The sequence below is a fragment of the Methylobacterium sp. UNC300MFChir4.1 genome (assembly GCF_900110155.1).
In the GTDB taxonomy this organism is placed as follows: Bacteria; Pseudomonadota; Alphaproteobacteria; order Rhizobiales; family Beijerinckiaceae; genus Methylobacterium.
Genome location: NZ_FOCS01000002.1, coordinates 373091 through 388832 on the forward strand (window position 1 = coordinate 373091; position 15742 = coordinate 388832).

Annotated in this window: 18 protein-coding genes; 8 read left to right on the top strand and 10 right to left on the bottom strand. The window is 71.7% G+C overall.

All coding sequences use genetic code 11. The annotated features are described in order from the left end of the window. Nucleotides 1-31 precede the first annotated feature (31 nt). Together BMY19_RS05115 and BMY19_RS05120 are read right to left on the bottom strand one after the other, a co-directional pair. Entirely contained in the window at nt 32-697 is a 666-nt protein-coding gene (locus BMY19_RS05115) for a response regulator (protein ID WP_100251061.1), read from the bottom strand. Then, nucleotides 694-2124 carry a sensor histidine kinase gene (locus tag BMY19_RS05120; protein ID WP_100251062.1) on the bottom strand — a complete coding sequence of 477 codons (1431 nt, stop codon included), beginning with the start codon at nt 2122-2124 and terminating at the stop codon, nt 694-696. Before BMY19_RS05120 ends, BMY19_RS05115 begins: the two co-directional genes overlap by 4 nt. 233 nt (nt 2125-2357) lie before the next feature. Between BMY19_RS05120 and BMY19_RS05125 the strand changes: the two genes are divergently transcribed. The 8 genes from BMY19_RS05125 to BMY19_RS05150 all read left to right on the top strand — a co-directional run bounded on the left by BMY19_RS05125 (nt 2358) and on the right by BMY19_RS05150 (nt 7768). Next, on the top strand, nt 2358-2702 hold the full coding sequence (locus BMY19_RS05125; protein ID WP_244534835.1) for a cupin domain-containing protein: 345 nt from the start codon (nt 2358-2360) through the stop codon (nt 2700-2702). Between the two features lie 12 nt (nt 2703-2714). Next, the gene (locus BMY19_RS31580; RefSeq protein WP_280141604.1) at nt 2715-2837 is read left to right on the top strand and encodes a cupin domain-containing protein; all 123 of its coding nucleotides are present in this window, start codon (nt 2715-2717) and stop codon (nt 2835-2837) included. Nucleotides 2838-2926: 89 nt separating this feature from the next. After that, nucleotides 2927-3067 (top strand): hypothetical protein, encoded by a 141-nt coding sequence (locus tag BMY19_RS30785; RefSeq protein ID WP_170862908.1) that lies wholly within the window; start codon nt 2927-2929, stop codon nt 3065-3067. Between the two features lie 310 nt (nt 3068-3377). Continuing rightward, nucleotides 3378-4058, top strand: a complete 681-nt coding sequence (locus tag BMY19_RS05130) for a Crp/Fnr family transcriptional regulator (protein ID WP_020091685.1) — start codon at nt 3378-3380, stop codon at nt 4056-4058. Between the two features lie 23 nt (nt 4059-4081). Continuing rightward, nucleotides 4082-4603 carry a FecR domain-containing protein gene (locus tag BMY19_RS05135; RefSeq protein ID WP_091678736.1) on the top strand — a complete coding sequence of 174 codons (522 nt, stop codon included), beginning with the start codon at nt 4082-4084 and terminating at the stop codon, nt 4601-4603. Further along, on the top strand, nt 4600-6486 hold the full coding sequence (locus tag BMY19_RS05140; protein WP_100251063.1) for a CHASE2 domain-containing protein: 1887 nt from the start codon (nt 4600-4602) through the stop codon (nt 6484-6486). The genes BMY19_RS05135 and BMY19_RS05140 overlap by 4 nt, the downstream gene beginning before the upstream one ends. Nucleotides 6487-6604: 118 nt before the next feature. Beyond that, nucleotides 6605-6895, top strand: coding sequence for a hypothetical protein (locus tag BMY19_RS05145; protein ID WP_091924574.1), 291 nt, complete (start codon nt 6605-6607; stop codon nt 6893-6895). A gap of 144 nt (nt 6896-7039) precedes the next feature. Continuing rightward, on the top strand, nt 7040-7768 hold the full coding sequence (locus BMY19_RS05150) for a winged helix-turn-helix domain-containing protein (RefSeq protein WP_056521436.1): 729 nt from the start codon (nt 7040-7042) through the stop codon (nt 7766-7768). Between the two features lie 82 nt (nt 7769-7850). Here the strand turns inward: BMY19_RS05150 and BMY19_RS05155 are convergent, their stop codons facing one another. From BMY19_RS05155 to BMY19_RS05190, 8 genes are all read right to left on the bottom strand, one after another. Next, nucleotides 7851-9068, bottom strand: a complete 1218-nt coding sequence (locus tag BMY19_RS05155) for an ABC transporter substrate-binding protein (protein ID WP_042675772.1) — start codon at nt 9066-9068, stop codon at nt 7851-7853. A gap of 83 nt (nt 9069-9151) precedes the next feature. Further along, nucleotides 9152-9448 carry a YciI family protein gene (locus BMY19_RS05160; RefSeq protein WP_020091691.1) on the bottom strand — a complete coding sequence of 99 codons (297 nt, stop codon included), beginning with the start codon at nt 9446-9448 and terminating at the stop codon, nt 9152-9154. Nucleotides 9449-9461: 13 nt separating this feature from the next. Then, nucleotides 9462-9746: a muconolactone Delta-isomerase gene (catC, locus tag BMY19_RS05165; protein ID WP_020091692.1), complete on the bottom strand. Its 285-nt coding sequence runs from the start codon at nt 9744-9746 to the stop codon at nt 9462-9464. A gap of 142 nt (nt 9747-9888) precedes the next feature. Then, nucleotides 9889-11511 carry a GMC family oxidoreductase gene (locus BMY19_RS05170; RefSeq protein ID WP_100251130.1) on the bottom strand — a complete coding sequence of 541 codons (1623 nt, stop codon included), beginning with the start codon at nt 11509-11511 and terminating at the stop codon, nt 9889-9891. Nucleotides 11512-11544: 33 nt separating this feature from the next. Continuing rightward, nucleotides 11545-12354, bottom strand: a complete 810-nt coding sequence (locus BMY19_RS05175; RefSeq protein WP_100251064.1) for a shikimate dehydrogenase family protein — start codon at nt 12352-12354, stop codon at nt 11545-11547. Nucleotides 12355-12395: 41 nt separating this feature from the next. Beyond that, nucleotides 12396-13202, bottom strand: a complete 807-nt coding sequence (gene fabG, locus BMY19_RS05180; protein ID WP_100251065.1) for a 3-oxoacyl-ACP reductase FabG — start codon at nt 13200-13202, stop codon at nt 12396-12398. A 1-nt stretch (nt 13203) separates the two neighbouring features. Next, a complete protein-coding gene (locus BMY19_RS05185) occupies nt 13204-13908 on the bottom strand; it encodes an ABC transporter ATP-binding protein (protein ID WP_100251066.1) in 705 nt (234 codons plus the stop codon). After that, entirely contained in the window at nt 13895-15736 is a 1842-nt protein-coding gene (locus BMY19_RS05190) for a branched-chain amino acid ABC transporter ATP-binding protein/permease (protein WP_244534836.1), read from the bottom strand. Before BMY19_RS05190 ends, BMY19_RS05185 begins: the two co-directional genes overlap by 14 nt. Between the last annotated feature and the right edge of the window lie 6 nt (nt 15737-15742).

The following is a 15742-nucleotide window of genomic DNA, read 5'->3' on the forward strand; positions in this document are numbered from 1 at the left end:
CGCACCGCTGCGGGCCGCGCGCCCGCGCGTTCTAGTCCGCTCCGACGACCGCGAAGGGATCGATCAGCCCGCACCGGATGCAGCAGTAGACGAGTTCCACGTCCGAGCTGACGCCGAGCTTCGATTTGATGGCGTAGTGATAGTTCGCGACGGTCTTGGGCGAGAGGCTGAGATCGGCCGCGATCGCGTCCGTGTGCCGTGCGTCGAGGATCATCCGCAGGATCTCGAATTCCCGAGGCGACAGCTGGTCGATCGGCGACGTCTCCTCCGCCAGCCGGCTCGCGGCCAGCAGGTGCGAGATCTCCGCGCACAGGGTCAGCTTGTTGTTGAACACGCTTCGCGCCGCCTCGATGAGGAGATCCGAAGCGCTGCTCTTGGTGATGTAGCCGCGGGCGCCGGCGCGTATGGCCTGGAGCGCGTAGCTCACCGCGGCATGCACGCTGAAGACGAGGATGCGAGCGCTCGGATCCACCTGCCGGATCTGACGGATGGCGTCGATCCCACCGCGGCCGGGCATGCTGATGTCCATGATGACGACGTCCGGCTCCACCATGCGGTAGGCGCGATAGGCCTCCGCGCCGTCCCCGGCCTCGGCGGCGACCTCCATGTCGGGCTGCCGCTCCAGGAGCCGCCGATAGCCCTCCCGCACGACGGCGTGATCGTCGACGAGCATCACGCGTATGCGCCGTTTGGTCATGACACCTCGTCGCCCGCGAGCGCGGCGTGAAAGCGGACCCGCAGGCGGAACCCGCCGCCCGGGGACGTTTCCGTCACGATCTGCCCGCCGAGCGCGTGGACGCGATCGCGCATGCCGAGCAGGCCGAGACCGGAATGCGGGCGCTCCAGCGCCTCCACGGGGGCGCCGCTCCCGTCGTCCGTGAGGATCAGCTGGACCTCGGCGCCGCCGTCGGTCTCCGCGACGTTCAGCGCGATCGCGACGGTGCGCGCGGCCGCGTGGCGGACGGCGTTTGTGAGGCCTTCCTGGACGATCCGGTAGATATGGGCCGCCGCGTCGCTGGGAAGGCGATCGGCCTGCGCGTCGGCCGCGAGCGTGACGTGGATCCGGCCCCCGGCGCGCTGCGCCTGGGCGGCGATCAGACTCCGGAGCGCGACCCGCAGCCCGAGATCGTCGATCTCCGGCGGCCTGAGCGCGGCGAGAGTGCTCCGGAGCGCGCGCACGGCGTCCGACGCCATGGTGGCGAGTTCGGCACTCTCGGCCACGACCGAAGGCGACGAGGAGCGCGCGCCCTCCTGGATCGACCGGGCGAGAAGGCTCAACGCCGTCAGACGCTGCGCGACGTCGTCGTGCAGTTCGAGCGACAGCCACCGCCGCTCCTGCTCCTGGGCATCGATCAGCCGGCGCGCGAGCTCGGCACGTTCCCGCGTGGCGATTTGGAGATGGCTGGCAAGCTGATTGAAGACCGTCGCGATGCGGCGGAGCTCGCGCAGGCGGAGGCTCGGCAGACGCCATCCGAGGTCGCCCTTCGCGACGCGATCGATACCGAACAGGATCTCGTTGGCGGGACGCAGCGCGTGCGCCACCGCGCCGTAGACCAGCACGCACAGGACGACGGTCATGGCCGCGAGAGCGCCGGACACCTGCTTCAGCACGATCCACGCCGACCCGACGACCGCGTCGGGATCGATGTCCGCCTCGACGATCCCGATCCGCGACCCCTGATGCTCGAGCGGCAGGCTGACGGTGGATCCGGCGAAGAAGAGGAACCGGTAGAGCGTCGCGAACCAGTCGGGTGCGGCGCGCGCGTGCGCCTCGACGCCCAAGCAGCTCGACCGTGTCGGACCGGCCTCCGCCGGGATCAGCTGCACGCACTGGCCCGGTTGCAGAGCGTACCGGGTGACGATCTCCCAATCCGGGAAGCGTTGGGGAATGTCGGCCGCCCGCTCGATTCGCAGGAGCTGGAGGCGGAGCTGCTTGTGCACCTCATCGGCCGTCTCGGCGTTCCGCTGTCGGGTCTTCGCCGCGACGTCGTGCATCGCGTAGGCGGCCGCTCCGGCAGCGCAGAGGATCGCGATCAGCGCGATGCGGCCGACGAGGGCCCATTTGAGATCCAGCTCGCGCGCGTCCCAGACGGTCAGGACCTGCTTGAGCCTGAAGGGTGTCACCCGTGTTCTCCCGAAAGGCCGAGAGTACGCGAGCCCGCGACCGTCTTGGAAGCGTCCGCGGCAAGGTCGTGCGATTTGCCCGGGTCGGTACGGGCGTTCTGCCGTAGCGGGTCCGAAGGCGCACGGTCTAACAGGACGGACCCTGTCGCGAGCGCAGCCGACGGTAAAGCGGGCTCGATGTCAGCGGAAAGGTTCAATCCGGGCTCGCCCCAGCGCCGATCTGGAGATTGTCGATGCGTTTGCGCCAGAGCTGCTGTCTCGTCCTCTTCCTCGCATGCCTCGCGCCGGACGCGCGCGCGGGCGAGATGGTCATGGCCACCGGTGACGACGCCGTCCAGTGGCGCGCCGCGCCGCCCTCCCTCCCGACGGGCAGCGAGATCAGCATCATCGCCGGCGATCCGGACAAGCCCGGACCGTTCACGCTCAGGCTCCGGTTCCCGCCGAACTACGTCATCGCTCCGCACACGCACGCGACCGACGAGAGCGTGACCTTGCTGTCCGGCACACTTGTCCACGACATGGGGAAGACGATCGACGCGAGCCGGGGTCAGTCTCTCCGGCCGGGTGCCTTCCTGTAACTGCCGGCCAAGATGCCCCACGCGCTCTGGACGACGCGCGACCCGGCCGTGATCCAGGTCTCGGGAACAGGGCCCTTCGGGCTCGACTACATCAACCCCTCCGACGATCCGAGGAAGACGCGCTCGGACAAGTGATCGTCCACGGGGATACGATCCGCGCGCGACAGTCGCTCCGACCCGCCGCAGACGCTCTCCAGAAGCCTGATCGCGCGCGGCGCGCCGACATGGCGACGCCGCTGGTCATCGAGGCGAACGACCTGTCCCACCCGGTCGACGTGACGGCGACCGCGGCCCGCGCCGACCTCTGCCGCGACCGCGGCAGCGCGCGGGCGTTCCGCCCGTCCGGCGCGGCAAGGGCGGACTGAATCCGTGCTGCCGCGGTCACCGACCGGCTCCAGGGCTGCACCGCCCGAGCGGGCCGCGACGTTCGGACGGTCCTGGACGCCTCGATCCTGCCCCGCGCGGCCGCCGGCGACAGCCAGGCGCCGTGCGGGGTGATCGGCGAACGGGCCACCGGCATGCTGGAGCGGGCGCGCGGCCTGTAACAATCGTCGCCGCCGTGAGCACGCCCGCGGGCGGAGACCATGATCATCCTCCGCTCTCGCAGTGTAAGCCTTGCTAATCGGCCCTCGACACGCGCATAAGCCCCAGCTCGACGGCCGGAGAGATGCAGTCGTGAGCACGCCGCACACGCTCGTTCGGTTTCTGAAGGCCAACGCGTTCTTCGCTGAGCTTGGTCCGGAGGCGATCGAGACCATTGCCGGGCTCTGCACGACGCGCAGCCTCGCGCGACACGAGATCCTCTTCCAGAAGGGCGATCCGGGCGATGCCCTCTACGCCGTGCGGCGCGGGCAGATCCGGATCGGGGCCGGCTCCGACGACGGGCGCGCGGTCACCCTCAACCTGCTCGGGCCGGGCGACGTCTTCGGCGAGATCGCCTTCCTCGACGGCCATCCACGGACCGCCGAGGCCGTGGCACTCGAGCCGGCCGACCTGTTCGTCGTCGAGGGGCGGGCCTTCCTCAAACTGCTCCACGGCGATCCCGCCCTGGCGGTCCGGATCATCGGCCTGCTGTGCCAGCGCCTGCGCTGGATGAGCGCGCGCATGGAGGAGGCGACGCTGCTGCCGCTCGACATGCGCCTCGCCCGGCGCCTGATCATGCTGTCGGAGGATTACGGCGCCGAGATCCAGGTGACGCAGCAGGAACTCGCGGCCTTCGTCGGCGCGGCGCGGGAGAGCGTGAACCGCGTCCTGCAGGACTGGCAGAGATCGGGCCTCATCGATCTCGGCCGCGCGCGCGTCACCGTGCGGGCCTCACACCGGCTCGTCGCGCTCGGCGCGCGGGCGCAGACATGATCGGGGCGACAGGGCTTCACCGCATGAGAACGACAGCGCGCCTGGCGGCCACGGCCGCCCTCACCCTCGCGGCGTCGAGCGCCGCAGCGCAGACGCGATGTACGGAGACGACGCGCTTCGATCCGCCCTTGCGGATCCTGCACTGCGCCGACGGCCTGACGCTCGAAACCGAGCGCGCGGGCAGCCTGCGCCCCGTGGGTCCCGACGGTGACGGACATCTCAAGGGCGCCGAGATTGGCGGCAACGCGGTCTTCGTCACCATCCCGGCGAGCCGCCGCGTCCGCCGCGACGGCTTCCAGATCCTCACCCCCCACGCGGTGGCCTCGGTGCGGGGCACGGTCTACGCCGTCGACGTGACGCGAGCGCGCACGTCCGTCTTCGTGGCGCAGGGACGGGTCGACGTCGCCCGGCGCACCGACCCGCAGGTCGCCGTCACGCTCGGGCCGGGCGAGGGGGTCGACGTCGATGACGGCCGCGACCCTCTGGAGGTCCGGCGCTGGCCCCAGGAGCGCGTCAGGAGCCTGCTCGAGCGGTTCGGGCGTTGAGCGAGGCCGGTCGGCCGGCGGCTCCGACGCCCGACCGGACCTTCCGGCTGGCGCGGCGCGTCTTCCTGCTCGCCGCGTCGCTCGGCGCGCTCGCCTGGGGTGCCTGGCTCGGCCATCTCCATATCGCCGGGCGCGCGACGCCCCTCGATCGCCTGGAATCCGCCCTCACGGACCTGCGCCTGCGGCTCGCCGGCCCGCGCACGCCGCCCGCCAACCTCACCGTGGTGGCGATCGACGACGCGACGGTGCGGCGCGAAGGCGGCTTCCCGGTCTCGCGGACCACGATGGCGCGGATCGTCGAGCGGGTGGCGGAGGCCCGCCCGCGCGTGATCGCCGTCGACTTGCTCTTCCTCGAGGCGGGGCGGCAGCCGGAGGCGGACAGCGCGCTCGCCGTCGCCCTCGGGAAGACCACAGCGATCCTGGCTTCGGCTGCGGTCTTCGACGGGAGCGCCAGCGAGGATGGCATCCCGTTCGCCACCGCGCTCCACCGGCCGTCGCCGAAGCTCGGCGAAGACGTCGCGTCCGGTGTCGTCAACGTCGCCGAGGACGCGTCGGGCGTACCCCGCCATCTCCCCCTGGTCGTGCGCACGGCCGACGGCGTCGCCGCGTCCTTCGTGCTGCGCGCGGCCGCCCTGGCGGCGCGCAACGACCCCGTGCTCAGCAAGGGGCGCGTCCAGATCGGCGACCGCGCCCTGTCGCTGGACCTCGGCTACCACCTCCCGCTGCGCCCCTACGGTCCGCGACGCACGATCGCGACGGTGAGCGCGGCCGCCCTCCTCGACGGGATGGCGCCGGCCGCGGCGCTCTCGGACGGCATCGTCGTGATCGGCGTAACCGCGCTCGGCGGCGGCGACACCTTCGCCACCGCGTTCGATCCCGTCTTGCCCGGCGTCGAACTCCTCGCCACCGGCATCGCCCACCTCACCACGGGGGACGCCCTCGTCCGGGACGCCGGCGTGCGGCAGCGAGACGCCGCGGCCTCGGTCCTCCTGGCGGTCGGGTCCGCGCTCGCCATCGCGCTGCTGCCGCCGGGCCCGGGCCTGATCCTGGTCCTGCTCGCGACGGCAGGCTGGCTCGCCGCGGGCGCCGTCGCGTTCGCCCACGGCATCTGGCTGAGCGCCGCCCTACCGCTCGCGGCGGTGGGGCTGCCGGCGCTGGTCTGCGCGGTCGGCCGCCAGACGCTCGAGCGCCGCCAGAGCGCGCGCGTGGCGCGGTCCGAGCAGGTGCTGCGGCGGATGCAGCCTGCCGCCCTGGCCGAGCGGCTCGCGCGCGATCCGGGTTACCTCGCCGAGCCGGTCGCGCGCGACATTCCCGTGCTGTTCGTCGACCTCACCGGCTTCACGCGCCGGAGCGAGCAGCTCGGCCCGGCGCGGACGCGGGCGATGCTCAAGACGTTCCACGATCTCGTGGACGAAGCGGTGACCCTGCGCGGGGGCGTCGTGGTGAACTTCATGGGCGACGGCGCCATGATCCTGTTCGGCGCCCTCGATCCGGACCCGGACCAGGCGACGCACGCCGTCCAGGCCGCGGAGGAACTCATCGTCCGCACGCGCGCCTGGATCGCGGACAGCCCGGTCCTGCACGGGGCCGGGCCGGCCCTCGATCTGCGCATCGGCGCGCATTACGGGCCGGTGATCCTCTCGCGCCTCGGCAGCGACACCAACCAGCACATCACCGCGACGGGCGACACGGTCAACGTGGCGAGCCGCCTGCTGGCGGTCGCGGCGGACGCCCACGCCCGCCTGGCACTCAGCGCCGAGCTGGCGCAGGCGGCCGGGCTCGAGCGGTCGGAGGGCGCGTTCGAGAGCCGGACCGCGGCGATCCGCGGCCGCAGCCAGCCCCTCGAGGTCTGGCTGCGCCACCCGCGCGCGACGACGTCCTAGCCGCTCCTCCGAGCGCGTCGCTGGCCGGCCGGAGGATCACACTGAAACTGTGACTCGGGTCACAGTCCACCCCGGGCTCTCCGGTGCATCGTCCCCGTATCGCAACGGGAGACAACTCATGACGATCACCTCGACGAAGACCGCGATCCTGTCCTGCCTCGCCCTCGCCGCCCTGGCGACCGTGCCCGGACGAGCCGAAGCGCGCGGGTTCGGGCACGGAAGCTTCGGGCACCATGGCGGCTTCCATCACGGCTTCCACCACGGCGGCTTCCATCACGGCTTCCATCACCGCTTCGGCGGCCATGGCTGGTGGAGCCCGGCGAGCGGATACGCCGCGGGCAGCTACTTCGGCGACTGTCACCTGGTCTTCAGCCCGGTGTGGGGCCGCTACGAGCGGGTCTGCCGCTGAACCGTCAGGCCGTGGGAGCAGCGGCCAGGCCGATCGACAGGCGACGGGATGACGACGCGCATCCGGCCGCGCCGGGACGGCCGGACACCCTCGGACCGCTGCTCCGAAGATCGCGCCAGTCGGGACTCCGGAGGAGCATCGCTTATGCATCATCACGGCCTGCGCATTCTGCTCGTCGACGATGACGCGGAGATTCAGCGTGTCGTCTCCGGATACCTCGACGGGCACGGGGTCGACGTCGTCCCGGCGTCGACGCGGGCCGAGGCGCGCGGAGAGCTCGCGGATCCGTCGCAGTTCAACCTCGTGGTGCTCAATCTTCGCCCGGGCGCGGAGAACGGCCTCGACCTGCTGCGGGACCTGCGCGCGGTGAGCGATGTTCCCGTCATCCTGACGACGGCCCATCGCTGCGAGGAGTTCGACCGCGTGCTCGGCCTCGAACTCGGCGCCGACGACTACATCGTCAAACCCTACGGCCTGCGCGAATTCCTGGCGCGCGTGCGCGTCGTCCTCCGCCGCGTCGCGGCGCAGGCCTCGTCCCGACCGGCGGAGGCGCCGTGCCGGCGCTTCGACGGCTGGGTCCTGAACCGTCGACGCCGGCGTCTGATCAATCCCGACGGGGAAGAGGTCGTCCTGGGCAAGCGCGACTACGCGCTCCTGGCGGCGTTCCTCGACGCACCTCAGCGTCCGCTCAGCCGCGAGTACCTGCTCCAGGTCACCCGCGTCCACGACGACGTCTTCGATCGCTGCATCGACGTGCAGATCCTGCGGCTGCGCCGGAAGATCGAGCGCAGGCCCAGCGACCCGAAGCTCATCGTGACCGAGCGCGGGGTCGGCTACGTCTTCGCCGCCGCGGTCGAGAGCACGTCCCACTAGGGCCGTCGCGAGCGGCGACCCCGGTGGAGACAGGGGTGCACGGCCCGCGCCCCCTATGAGTGACGAGCCGCGAAGGCGCGCGTCAGCCCTTCACCAGCTTGCACGTGCTCTCGGAAAGCGGCTGGAATGCCTGGTCGCCCGGGATCGTCTTCAGGATCTTGTAGAAGTCCCAGGGCCCCGTCGATTCCGCCGGGGACTTCACCTGGGCGAGGTACATGTCGTGGACCATGCGGCCGTCCGGGCGTAGCGTGGCGTTGCGGGCGAAGAAATCCTGGATCGGCAGCTCGCGCATCTTGGCCATCACCTTCAGGCCGTCATCCGTGCCGGCGGCTTCGGCCGCCTTCAGGAAGTGGAGCACCGCCGAGTAGTCGCCGGCCTGAACCATGGTCGGCATCCGGCCGCCCATCCGCTCGCCGAAGCGCCGCGCGAAGGCGCGCGTCTGGTCGTCCATGTCCCAGTAGAAGCCCGTCGTCAGGATCATGCCCTGCGCCGCCGGCAATCCGACGGAGTAGATGTCGGTCAGGAAGATGTTGAGCCCGCCCAGCCTCTGGCCACCCTGCAGGATGCCGAACTCGCTCGCCTGCTTGATGGTGTTGATCGTGTCGGCGCCGGCGTTGGCCATGCCGATGATCTTCGCGCCCGACGCCTGTGCCTGCAGCAGGTAGGACGAGAAATCCGGATTGGGGAACGGGTGCTTGACCGACCCGAGCACCGTGCCGCCCTTGGCCTTCACGACCCGGGTGACCTGCGCCTCAAGATCGTGCCCGAAGGTGTAGTCGGCCGTGATGAAGAACCACGTGTTCTTCGGATCGTCCGCCAGCGCCGCGGCGGTTCCGGCCGCGAGCGAGTGGGTATCCCACGACCAGTGGGCGCCGGTCGGCGAGCACGCGGCGTTGGTCAGTGCCATGGAGCCGGCGCCGGAGTTGATGTCGATCTTGCCCTTGCTGCGCGCGACCTCGCGCACCGCCAGCCCCGCGACCGAGGAATTGGTGTCGAAGATGGCGTCGACGCCCTCGGTATCGAACCACCGGCGCGCGATCGACGAGGCGATGTCCGCCTTGTTCTGGTGATCGGCGAAGACGAGCTCGACCTTCCGACCGTTGATCGGACGTCCGAAATCCTCGACCGCGAGCTGCGCGGCCGTCACCGAGCCGCGGCCGGCCAGATCCGAGTATCCGCCGGACATGTCGGTCAGGATGCCGATCTTGATGCCGCCATCCGCGTACTGCGCGGAGGCGGGCAGGGCGGTGAGGGCAGCGGCGCCGAACGCGGCGGCCGCCACCCAAGGACGACGGATCATTGTTTCCTCCCCAATCTCTTGTTCGTCAGCGGCTGCCCCGTACCGGAAGGCCGCCTGTCCTTCGAAACCGCGTTCCCTCGGTCTCAGAGATAGCTGCGGCCGTCCAGGTAGGCCTTGCGCCAGCGCCGGATCTCGACGCGCTCGAAGAGCCCGACCTTGTAGAACGGGTCCGCGTGGATGAGCGCCTCGGCCTCCGCGCGGGTCTCGACGTCGACCACGTAGAGGCCGCCGCCGGCGTCGCTCCCGTCGTCGTTCAGCTTCGCGCCGCAGGCCAGCAGCCGGTCCTTGATCCGGTCGAGGTAGACGAGATGCTCCGCGCGGTTCGCCCTGCGGACGTCCAGGCTCCCGGCCTTGTCGAAGGTCTCGATCATGTAAGGCATGGCGGTGGTCCCGTCAGTTGGCCGCGATCGCGGAGGGATGCTGCGCCAGCGGCGTCACGCTGATCGCCATATACGGGTAGAGCGGCAGCGAACTCAGGACTTCGTGAAGTTCATCGTTTCCAGCCACGTCGAAGACACTGTAATTGGCGTACTGCCCGGCGATGCGCCAGAGATGCCGCCATCGGCCATCTTGCTGGAGCTTCTGGGCGTAGGCCTTCTCCTCGGCCTTCAGGCGAGCCGCCTCCTCCTTCGGGAGGGACGCCGGAATGTTGACCTGCATGTGGACCATGTAGAGCATGACGTCGAACCTCTGCCGCCGGTCGTGCCGGGGCGTTTGACCTGCGGTCTGCTGCGTCGCGAAGCGCCGGACGACGCCGAGACGCGGCCGAGACCGGCGCGGGGCTGCCGTACGCGCCGCGGCGCCCGATGGCCAGACCGGATCAGGCATCGGCCCGGATCAGGTCGGCGGCCTTCTCGGCGATCATGAACACCGCGGCCTGCGTGTTGCCGGAGACGATGCGCGGCATGATCGAGGCATCGGCCACCCGAAGGCCGGCCACGCCGCGCACGCGCAGGCTGGGATCCGTGACCGAATCCGGATCGTCGCCCATGCGGCACGTGCCGCAGATGTGGTAGATCGTCTGGCCGTCGCGGCGGGCGAAATCGAGCCAGTCCGCGTCGGTCCGGCAGTCCGGACCGGGGTTGAGCTCGGCCCCGCGGAAGCGCTCCATCGGCGCCTGCGCGACGATGGCGCGGGCGATCTTCATGCCCTCGACCATCGCCCGGCGATCCTCCGCGGTGGCGAGGAAGTTCGGGCGGATGGCGGGCGGCGCGAGCGGGTCGGGCGACGCGGCGTGGATCGTCCCGCGCGATTCCGGTCGCAACTGCGTGACGCCGATCGTCATGCCGGGCAGGCGGTCGAGCTTGCGCTCGGCGGCGTTGGCGTAGCTCGCGTGCATGAAGAAGTACTGCACGTCGGGCCCGTCGAGCCCCGGCCGGGTGCGCACGAAGCCGTGGGCGAGACCGGTCCCCAGCGCCAGGATGCCCTGCCGCGTCGCGAGGTAGCGCGCCGCCGCGAGGCCGAGGCGCAGGCCGCGGGTCTGCTCGTTCAGCGTCACCGGCAGGCGCACGCGCCAGTTCATGCGCGTGCAGTAATGGTCCATGTAGTTGGCGCCGACGCCGGGGAGGGCGCGCCGCACGGCGACGCCGAGCCCTCCGAGGATCGCCGGATCGCCGAGGCCGGACAGTTCCAGGATCTGCGGGGTCTGGGCCGCACCCGCGGCGAGGATCACTTCCCCGCGGCAGCGGAAGAGACGCTCGCGGCCGCCGACCAGAGCGGCGACGCCGCTCGCCCGGTCCGCGTCGAAGATCAGCCGCAGGATGTGCGCGTCGGTCACGACGGCGAGGTTCGGGCGGCCCAGGGCCGGCCGCAGATAGGCATCGGCGGCGCTGACGCGCCGGCCGCGCCGCTGGTTCACTTGGTAGTAGCCGAAGCCGTCCTGGCTCTCCGCGTTGTAGTCGGGATTGCGCGGGTAGCCTGCCGCCTGCGCGGCGGCGATGAAGGCCTCCGCGATCGCAGGACGCTCGGCCACTTCCGTCAGCGGCAGCGGACCGCCGCGAGCGCGCAACGGTTCACGGCCGCCCTCGTAATCCTCGAGCCTGCGGAAATAGGGGAGCACGTCCGAGAATCCCCAGCCGCGGCACCCGGCCTGCGCCCAGGCATCGTAATCCTGCGGCTGTCCGCGCACGTAGATCATGCCGTTGATGAGGGTCGACCCGCCGAGGCCCTTGCCCCGCGGGACCGCGATCACCCGGCCGCCGGTCGCCGCCTCGGGCTCGGTCCGGAACCGCCAGTTGTAGGATGGGTGCTGGAGCAGGCGGCTGAAGCCCGCCGGGATCGCGACCCAGGGGCTGCGCGCCCGTCCCCCCGCCTCGAGGAGCAGAACCCGGTGCGTCCCGGACTCGGTCAGGCGGTTGGCCAGGACGCAGCCCGCGGTGCCGCCGCCCACGATCACGTAGTCGAACGCGCCGGCCGCGACGGCGTCGATGTCGGTCGGTCCCACGGTGCGCCCCAAGCTCAGTCCCCGGTTCCCGCCTCAGAGGGCGCCCATGTGGCGGGCCATCAGGGCGATCTGACACTCCAGCATCGGCAGGCCCTTCTGGACGCCGCAGCCCGCCCTCAGCGCGGCGGCGAGCAGCGGCGTGGTCTCCGGATCCATGATCGCCTCGGCGACGAACTGGCCGGCGTGGAGGGCGCCCAGGTCGAAGGGGGCGGCGTCCTGCGGGCGCATCCCGAGCGACGTGCCGTTGACGAGGAGATCGTGCTCCGCCTGGACGCCTTCGGCCGCGACCGCCAGCCCGGGATAGGCGGCGCGCAGGCGCTCCGCCAGCGCTTGGGCGCGGTCGGCGGTGCGGTTCAGGATCGTCAGGCGGGCGACACCGGCCTCGGCGAGCGCGAAGGCGATGGCGCTCGCCGCGCCGCCGGCCCCCGCCAGCGCCGCGCTCCGGCCGCGCGGCTCCAGGCCCGAGGCGCGCAGCGCCTCGACGAAGCCGATCCCGTCGAGCATCGTGCCGACCATGCGCCCGTCCGCCTCCCGCCGGACGCAGTTGACCGCCCCGATCTGCTCGGCCTCCCGGGTGAGGGCGTCGCACAGGCCGGTCATCGCGGTCTTGTGCGGGACCGTGGCGATGAAGCCGCCGAAATTGCGCAGGTGCCGCAGCCCGTCCATCACGGCGGCGAGGCCGTCCGCCGTCACGTGCAGCGGGACAAGGACGCCGTCCACGCCGTGGCGGGCGAAGAGCGCCCCCATCACCTCGGGCGCCTTCACGTGGTAGATCGGGTCCGCCAGGATCCCGTAGACCCGGGTCCGCCCGGTGATCCCGGTCGCGGTGACCGCGCTGCTCATGGCCGTCCTCCCGTCCATCGCCTGTCCCGACCGGTCCCGGCTCACGTCATGTAGAGGCCGCCGGCGACGTCGACGGTCTGGCCGGTGACGAAGCTGGCCTCGGCGGAGGTCAGGTAGAGGGCGAGATCGGCGACTTCCTCGGGCGCGCCGAGCCGGCCCATCGGGGTCAGGCGCACCTGCTCGTCGTTGACGGCGCGGCCCACCGCCCGGACCATCGGGGTCTCGATCCGCCCCGGCGCGATCGCGTTGACGCGGATGCCGAACGGGCCGAGCTCGGCCGCGAGGTGCTTGGTGAGCCCGATCAGCCCGGCCTTCGAGGCCGCGTAGTGGCAGGCGACGATCGGCGAGTGGGTCTTGCCCGCCACCGACGACATGTTGACGATCCAGCCGCGCCCGGCCGCGCACATCGCGGGCGCCAGCGCGCGGACGGTGTTGAACGCCCCCGTCAGGTTGACCGCGACGACGCGGTTCCACTCCGCCGGATCCATCTCCCAGACCCGGTGGGCCGCCCCGTCGTGCTTGGGCGAGATGCCGGCGTTGTTGACCACCGTGTCGAACGCGCCGCCCATCGCGGCGGCGGCCTCCGACAGGGCCGCCTCGACGGCCGCGTAGTCGGCGACGTCGAGGCGCAGCGGCAGGGCGCGACCGCCTCCGCCCTCGATCGCCGCGACGGTCGCCGCGACGTCGTCCGGGTTCACGTCGGCCACGCCCACCAGGGCGCCCCGCGCGCCGAACCCTTCCGCGATCGCCCGGCCGATCCCGCGGCCGGCCCCCGTGACGAGGACGCGCCGGCCGGCGTGGCTCGGGCGCCGCGCGATCGCCTCGGCGTTCGTCTGCCGCTCGGTCATCTCAGATCCCCAGATAGGCGCGTCGGACGTGGTCGTTGTCGAGCAGGGCCGCGGACGCGTCGGCGAGGACGATCTCGCCGTTCTCCAGAACGTAGCCCCGGTCGGCCACCTGCAGCGTGTGGAACACGTTCTGCTCGACGATCAGGACGGTGGCGCCGGTCTTCACGATCCGGTCGACCACCGCGAAGACCTGCGCCACCACGATCGGCGCGAGGCCCAGCGAGGGCTCGTCGAACATCAGGAGCTTGGGACGGGCCATCATCCCGCGGGCGATGGCCACCATCTGCTGCTCGCCGCCCGAGAGGGAGCCGGCATTCTGGTCGAGGCGCTCGCGCACCCGCGGGAACAGGTCGAGCACGTCCGCGAGCGTCTCCGACTGGCGCTCGCGCGCCGCGCGGCGGTAGGCGCCCATCAGCAGGTTCTCCCGCACCGTCATCTCGGGGAAGAGCTGGCGCCCCTCCGGGATCAGGGTGACGCCGCGCGCCACCATCTCGTGGCCCGAGAGCCGGGTGACGTCCTCGTCCTCGAACAGGATCCGGCCGCGGGTGGGCTTCACCAGGCCCGCGATGGTCCGCAGCGTCGTCGTCTTGCCGGCCCCGTTGGCGCCGACGATCGTCACCACGTCGCCGGCGCGCACCTCGAGCGAGACGGCGTGCAGGATGCTGGTCGCGCCGTAACCAGCATCCACGCGCTCAAGCGTGAGCATGGGCGAACTCCTTGCCGAGATACGCCTCGATCACGGCGGGTTCGCGCACCACGTCCTGCGGGCTGCCCTGGGCGATGATCTGCCCGGAACTCAGGACGATCACCCGGTCGGAGAGCGCCATCACCGCCTGCATGACATGCTCGATCGCGATGATGCTGACGCCGGTGTCGCGGATCGACAGCATCAGGTCGATGGCGCGGCGCACGTCGGTCTGGTTGATGCCGGCCATGACCTCGTCGAGCAGCAGCACGCGCGGGCGCATCGCCATCACGCGGGCGACCTCGAGCCGCTTGAGGCCCCCGATGGTGAGGCCGCGCGCCTCGCTCCCGAGCCAGGGCGCGAGCCCCATCCGCTCGGCGGTCTCGCGCGCGACCGCCCGGGCCTCGCGGACGTCGCTGTGGCGGTGGAACGCGCCGACCATGATGTTCTCCTCGACCGTCATGGCCGCGAAGGGCTGCACGATCTGGAAGGTGCGGCCGACGCCGAGCGTCGCGAAATCCGACGGCCGGCCCGGCCGGTGCCACGTCCCGTCCGGCGCGCGGACGCTCACCGTGCCGGCATCGGGCTTGAGGAAGCCCGAGATCATGTTGAAGACGGTGGTCTTGCCCGCCCCGTTGGGGCCGATCAGGCCGAGGATCTCGCCCTCCCGGAGCGTGAAGCCGACATCGTTGGTGACGTGCAGGCCGCCGAAGCGCTTCTGCAGGCCCTCGACCCGGATCAGGTCCGCGCCGACCGGCGGCCGCTCCGGGGCCCGCGGAACGGCCGGAACCGACGCCGCCTGCGCGCCGCGGCCGCCCGCGCGGGCCCGCGCGAAGCGGGACACGAGGCCCATCAGCCCGTTGGGCAGGAACAGGACGACGAGCACCAGAACGAGGCCGTAGACGAGGCCGTGGAGCCCCAGAGCCTTAGCCCCGAGCCAGCCGCGGGCCAGCTCGGTGATCGGCACGAGGAGCAGCGCGCCGAGGAGCGGCCCGAACACCGTGCCGAGTCCGCCGATCAGCGCGAACATCGCGATCTGGATCGACAGGGTCAGCGAGAACATCGCCGCCGGCTCGATGAAGGTCAGGTACATGGCGTGGAAGGTGCCGACCATCGCGGTGAGCGCCCCCGACACCGCCACGGCGACGAGCCGCACCCGCACCGTGCGCACGCCCGCGGCGCGCGCGGCCGATTCCCGCTCGCGGGTGGCGACGAGGTAGAAGCCGATCCGGTGGCTGCGCATCCACCACGCGACCGCCAGGGTCAGCAGGAGGAGCCCGAAGGCGATGGCCAGCGGCGGCCAGCGGTCCCGGAACACCATCCACGTCCAGCCGAACTTCAGCGGGATCATCAGACCGGTGGCGCCGCCGGTCAGGTCCCGGAAATGCAGCGCCAGGACGCGGAAGACTTCGAGGAAGGCGATGGTCGCCAGCGAGAAGAACGGCCCGTGCAGCCGGAAGCACGGGTAGCTGATCGCCAGCGCCACCAGCACGGCGAGGGCGGCGCCGGCCACCATGCCGATCCACGGGCTGATCCCGGCGCCGACGAGCAGCATCCCGCAATAGGCGCCGAGACCGTAGAAGATGCCGTGGCCGAGGGAGAGCTGGCCGGCGTAGCCGCCGACGATGTTCCAGGCGGTCGAGAGCGCGGCGAAGACGCAGATCGTGATGAAGACGTGGTAGATGAACGGGTTGCCGATCGCGACCGGCACCGCCACCAGGGCCGCGAGGACGAGCGCCAGCGCCGCCGCGCCCCGGCGCGGGAAGGCGGACGATGCGGCGGAAGATGCGGCGGACGGTGCGGCTGTCGGGGCCGCGGACGGTGCTGCGGCGAGCGGGATATCGGTCATCGCGGG

Coding starts and splice junctions, on each gene's coding strand:
- BMY19_RS31580 (WP_280141604.1), top strand. CDS start 2,715: ATGCCCCACGCGCTCTGGACGACGCGCGACCCGGCCGTGATCCAGGTC.
- BMY19_RS05115 (WP_100251061.1), bottom strand. CDS start 697: ATGACCAAACGGCGCATACGCGTGATGCTCGTCGACGATCACGCCGTC.
- BMY19_RS05160 (WP_020091691.1), bottom strand. CDS start 9,448: ATGCCTTACATGATCGAGACCTTCGACAAGGCCGGGAGCCTGGACGTC.
- BMY19_RS05125 (WP_244534835.1), top strand. CDS start 2,358: ATGCGTTTGCGCCAGAGCTGCTGTCTCGTCCTCTTCCTCGCATGCCTC.
- BMY19_RS30785 (WP_170862908.1), top strand. CDS start 2,927: ATGGCGACGCCGCTGGTCATCGAGGCGAACGACCTGTCCCACCCGGTC.
- BMY19_RS05135 (WP_091678736.1), top strand. CDS start 4,082: ATGAGAACGACAGCGCGCCTGGCGGCCACGGCCGCCCTCACCCTCGCG.
- fabG (WP_100251065.1), bottom strand. CDS start 13,202: ATGACCGAGCGGCAGACGAACGCCGAGGCGATCGCGCGGCGCCCGAGC.
- BMY19_RS05175 (WP_100251064.1), bottom strand. CDS start 12,354: ATGAGCAGCGCGGTCACCGCGACCGGGATCACCGGGCGGACCCGGGTC.
- BMY19_RS05155 (WP_042675772.1), bottom strand. CDS start 9,068: ATGATCCGTCGTCCTTGGGTGGCGGCCGCCGCGTTCGGCGCCGCTGCC.
- catC (WP_020091692.1), bottom strand. CDS start 9,746: ATGCTCTACATGGTCCACATGCAGGTCAACATTCCGGCGTCCCTCCCG.
- BMY19_RS05185 (WP_100251066.1), bottom strand. CDS start 13,908: ATGCTCACGCTTGAGCGCGTGGATGCTGGTTACGGCGCGACCAGCATC.
- BMY19_RS05190 (WP_244534836.1), bottom strand. CDS start 15,736: ATGACCGATATCCCGCTCGCCGCAGCACCGTCCGCGGCCCCGACAGCC.
- BMY19_RS05150 (WP_056521436.1), top strand. CDS start 7,040: ATGCATCATCACGGCCTGCGCATTCTGCTCGTCGACGATGACGCGGAG.
- BMY19_RS05145 (WP_091924574.1), top strand. CDS start 6,605: ATGACGATCACCTCGACGAAGACCGCGATCCTGTCCTGCCTCGCCCTC.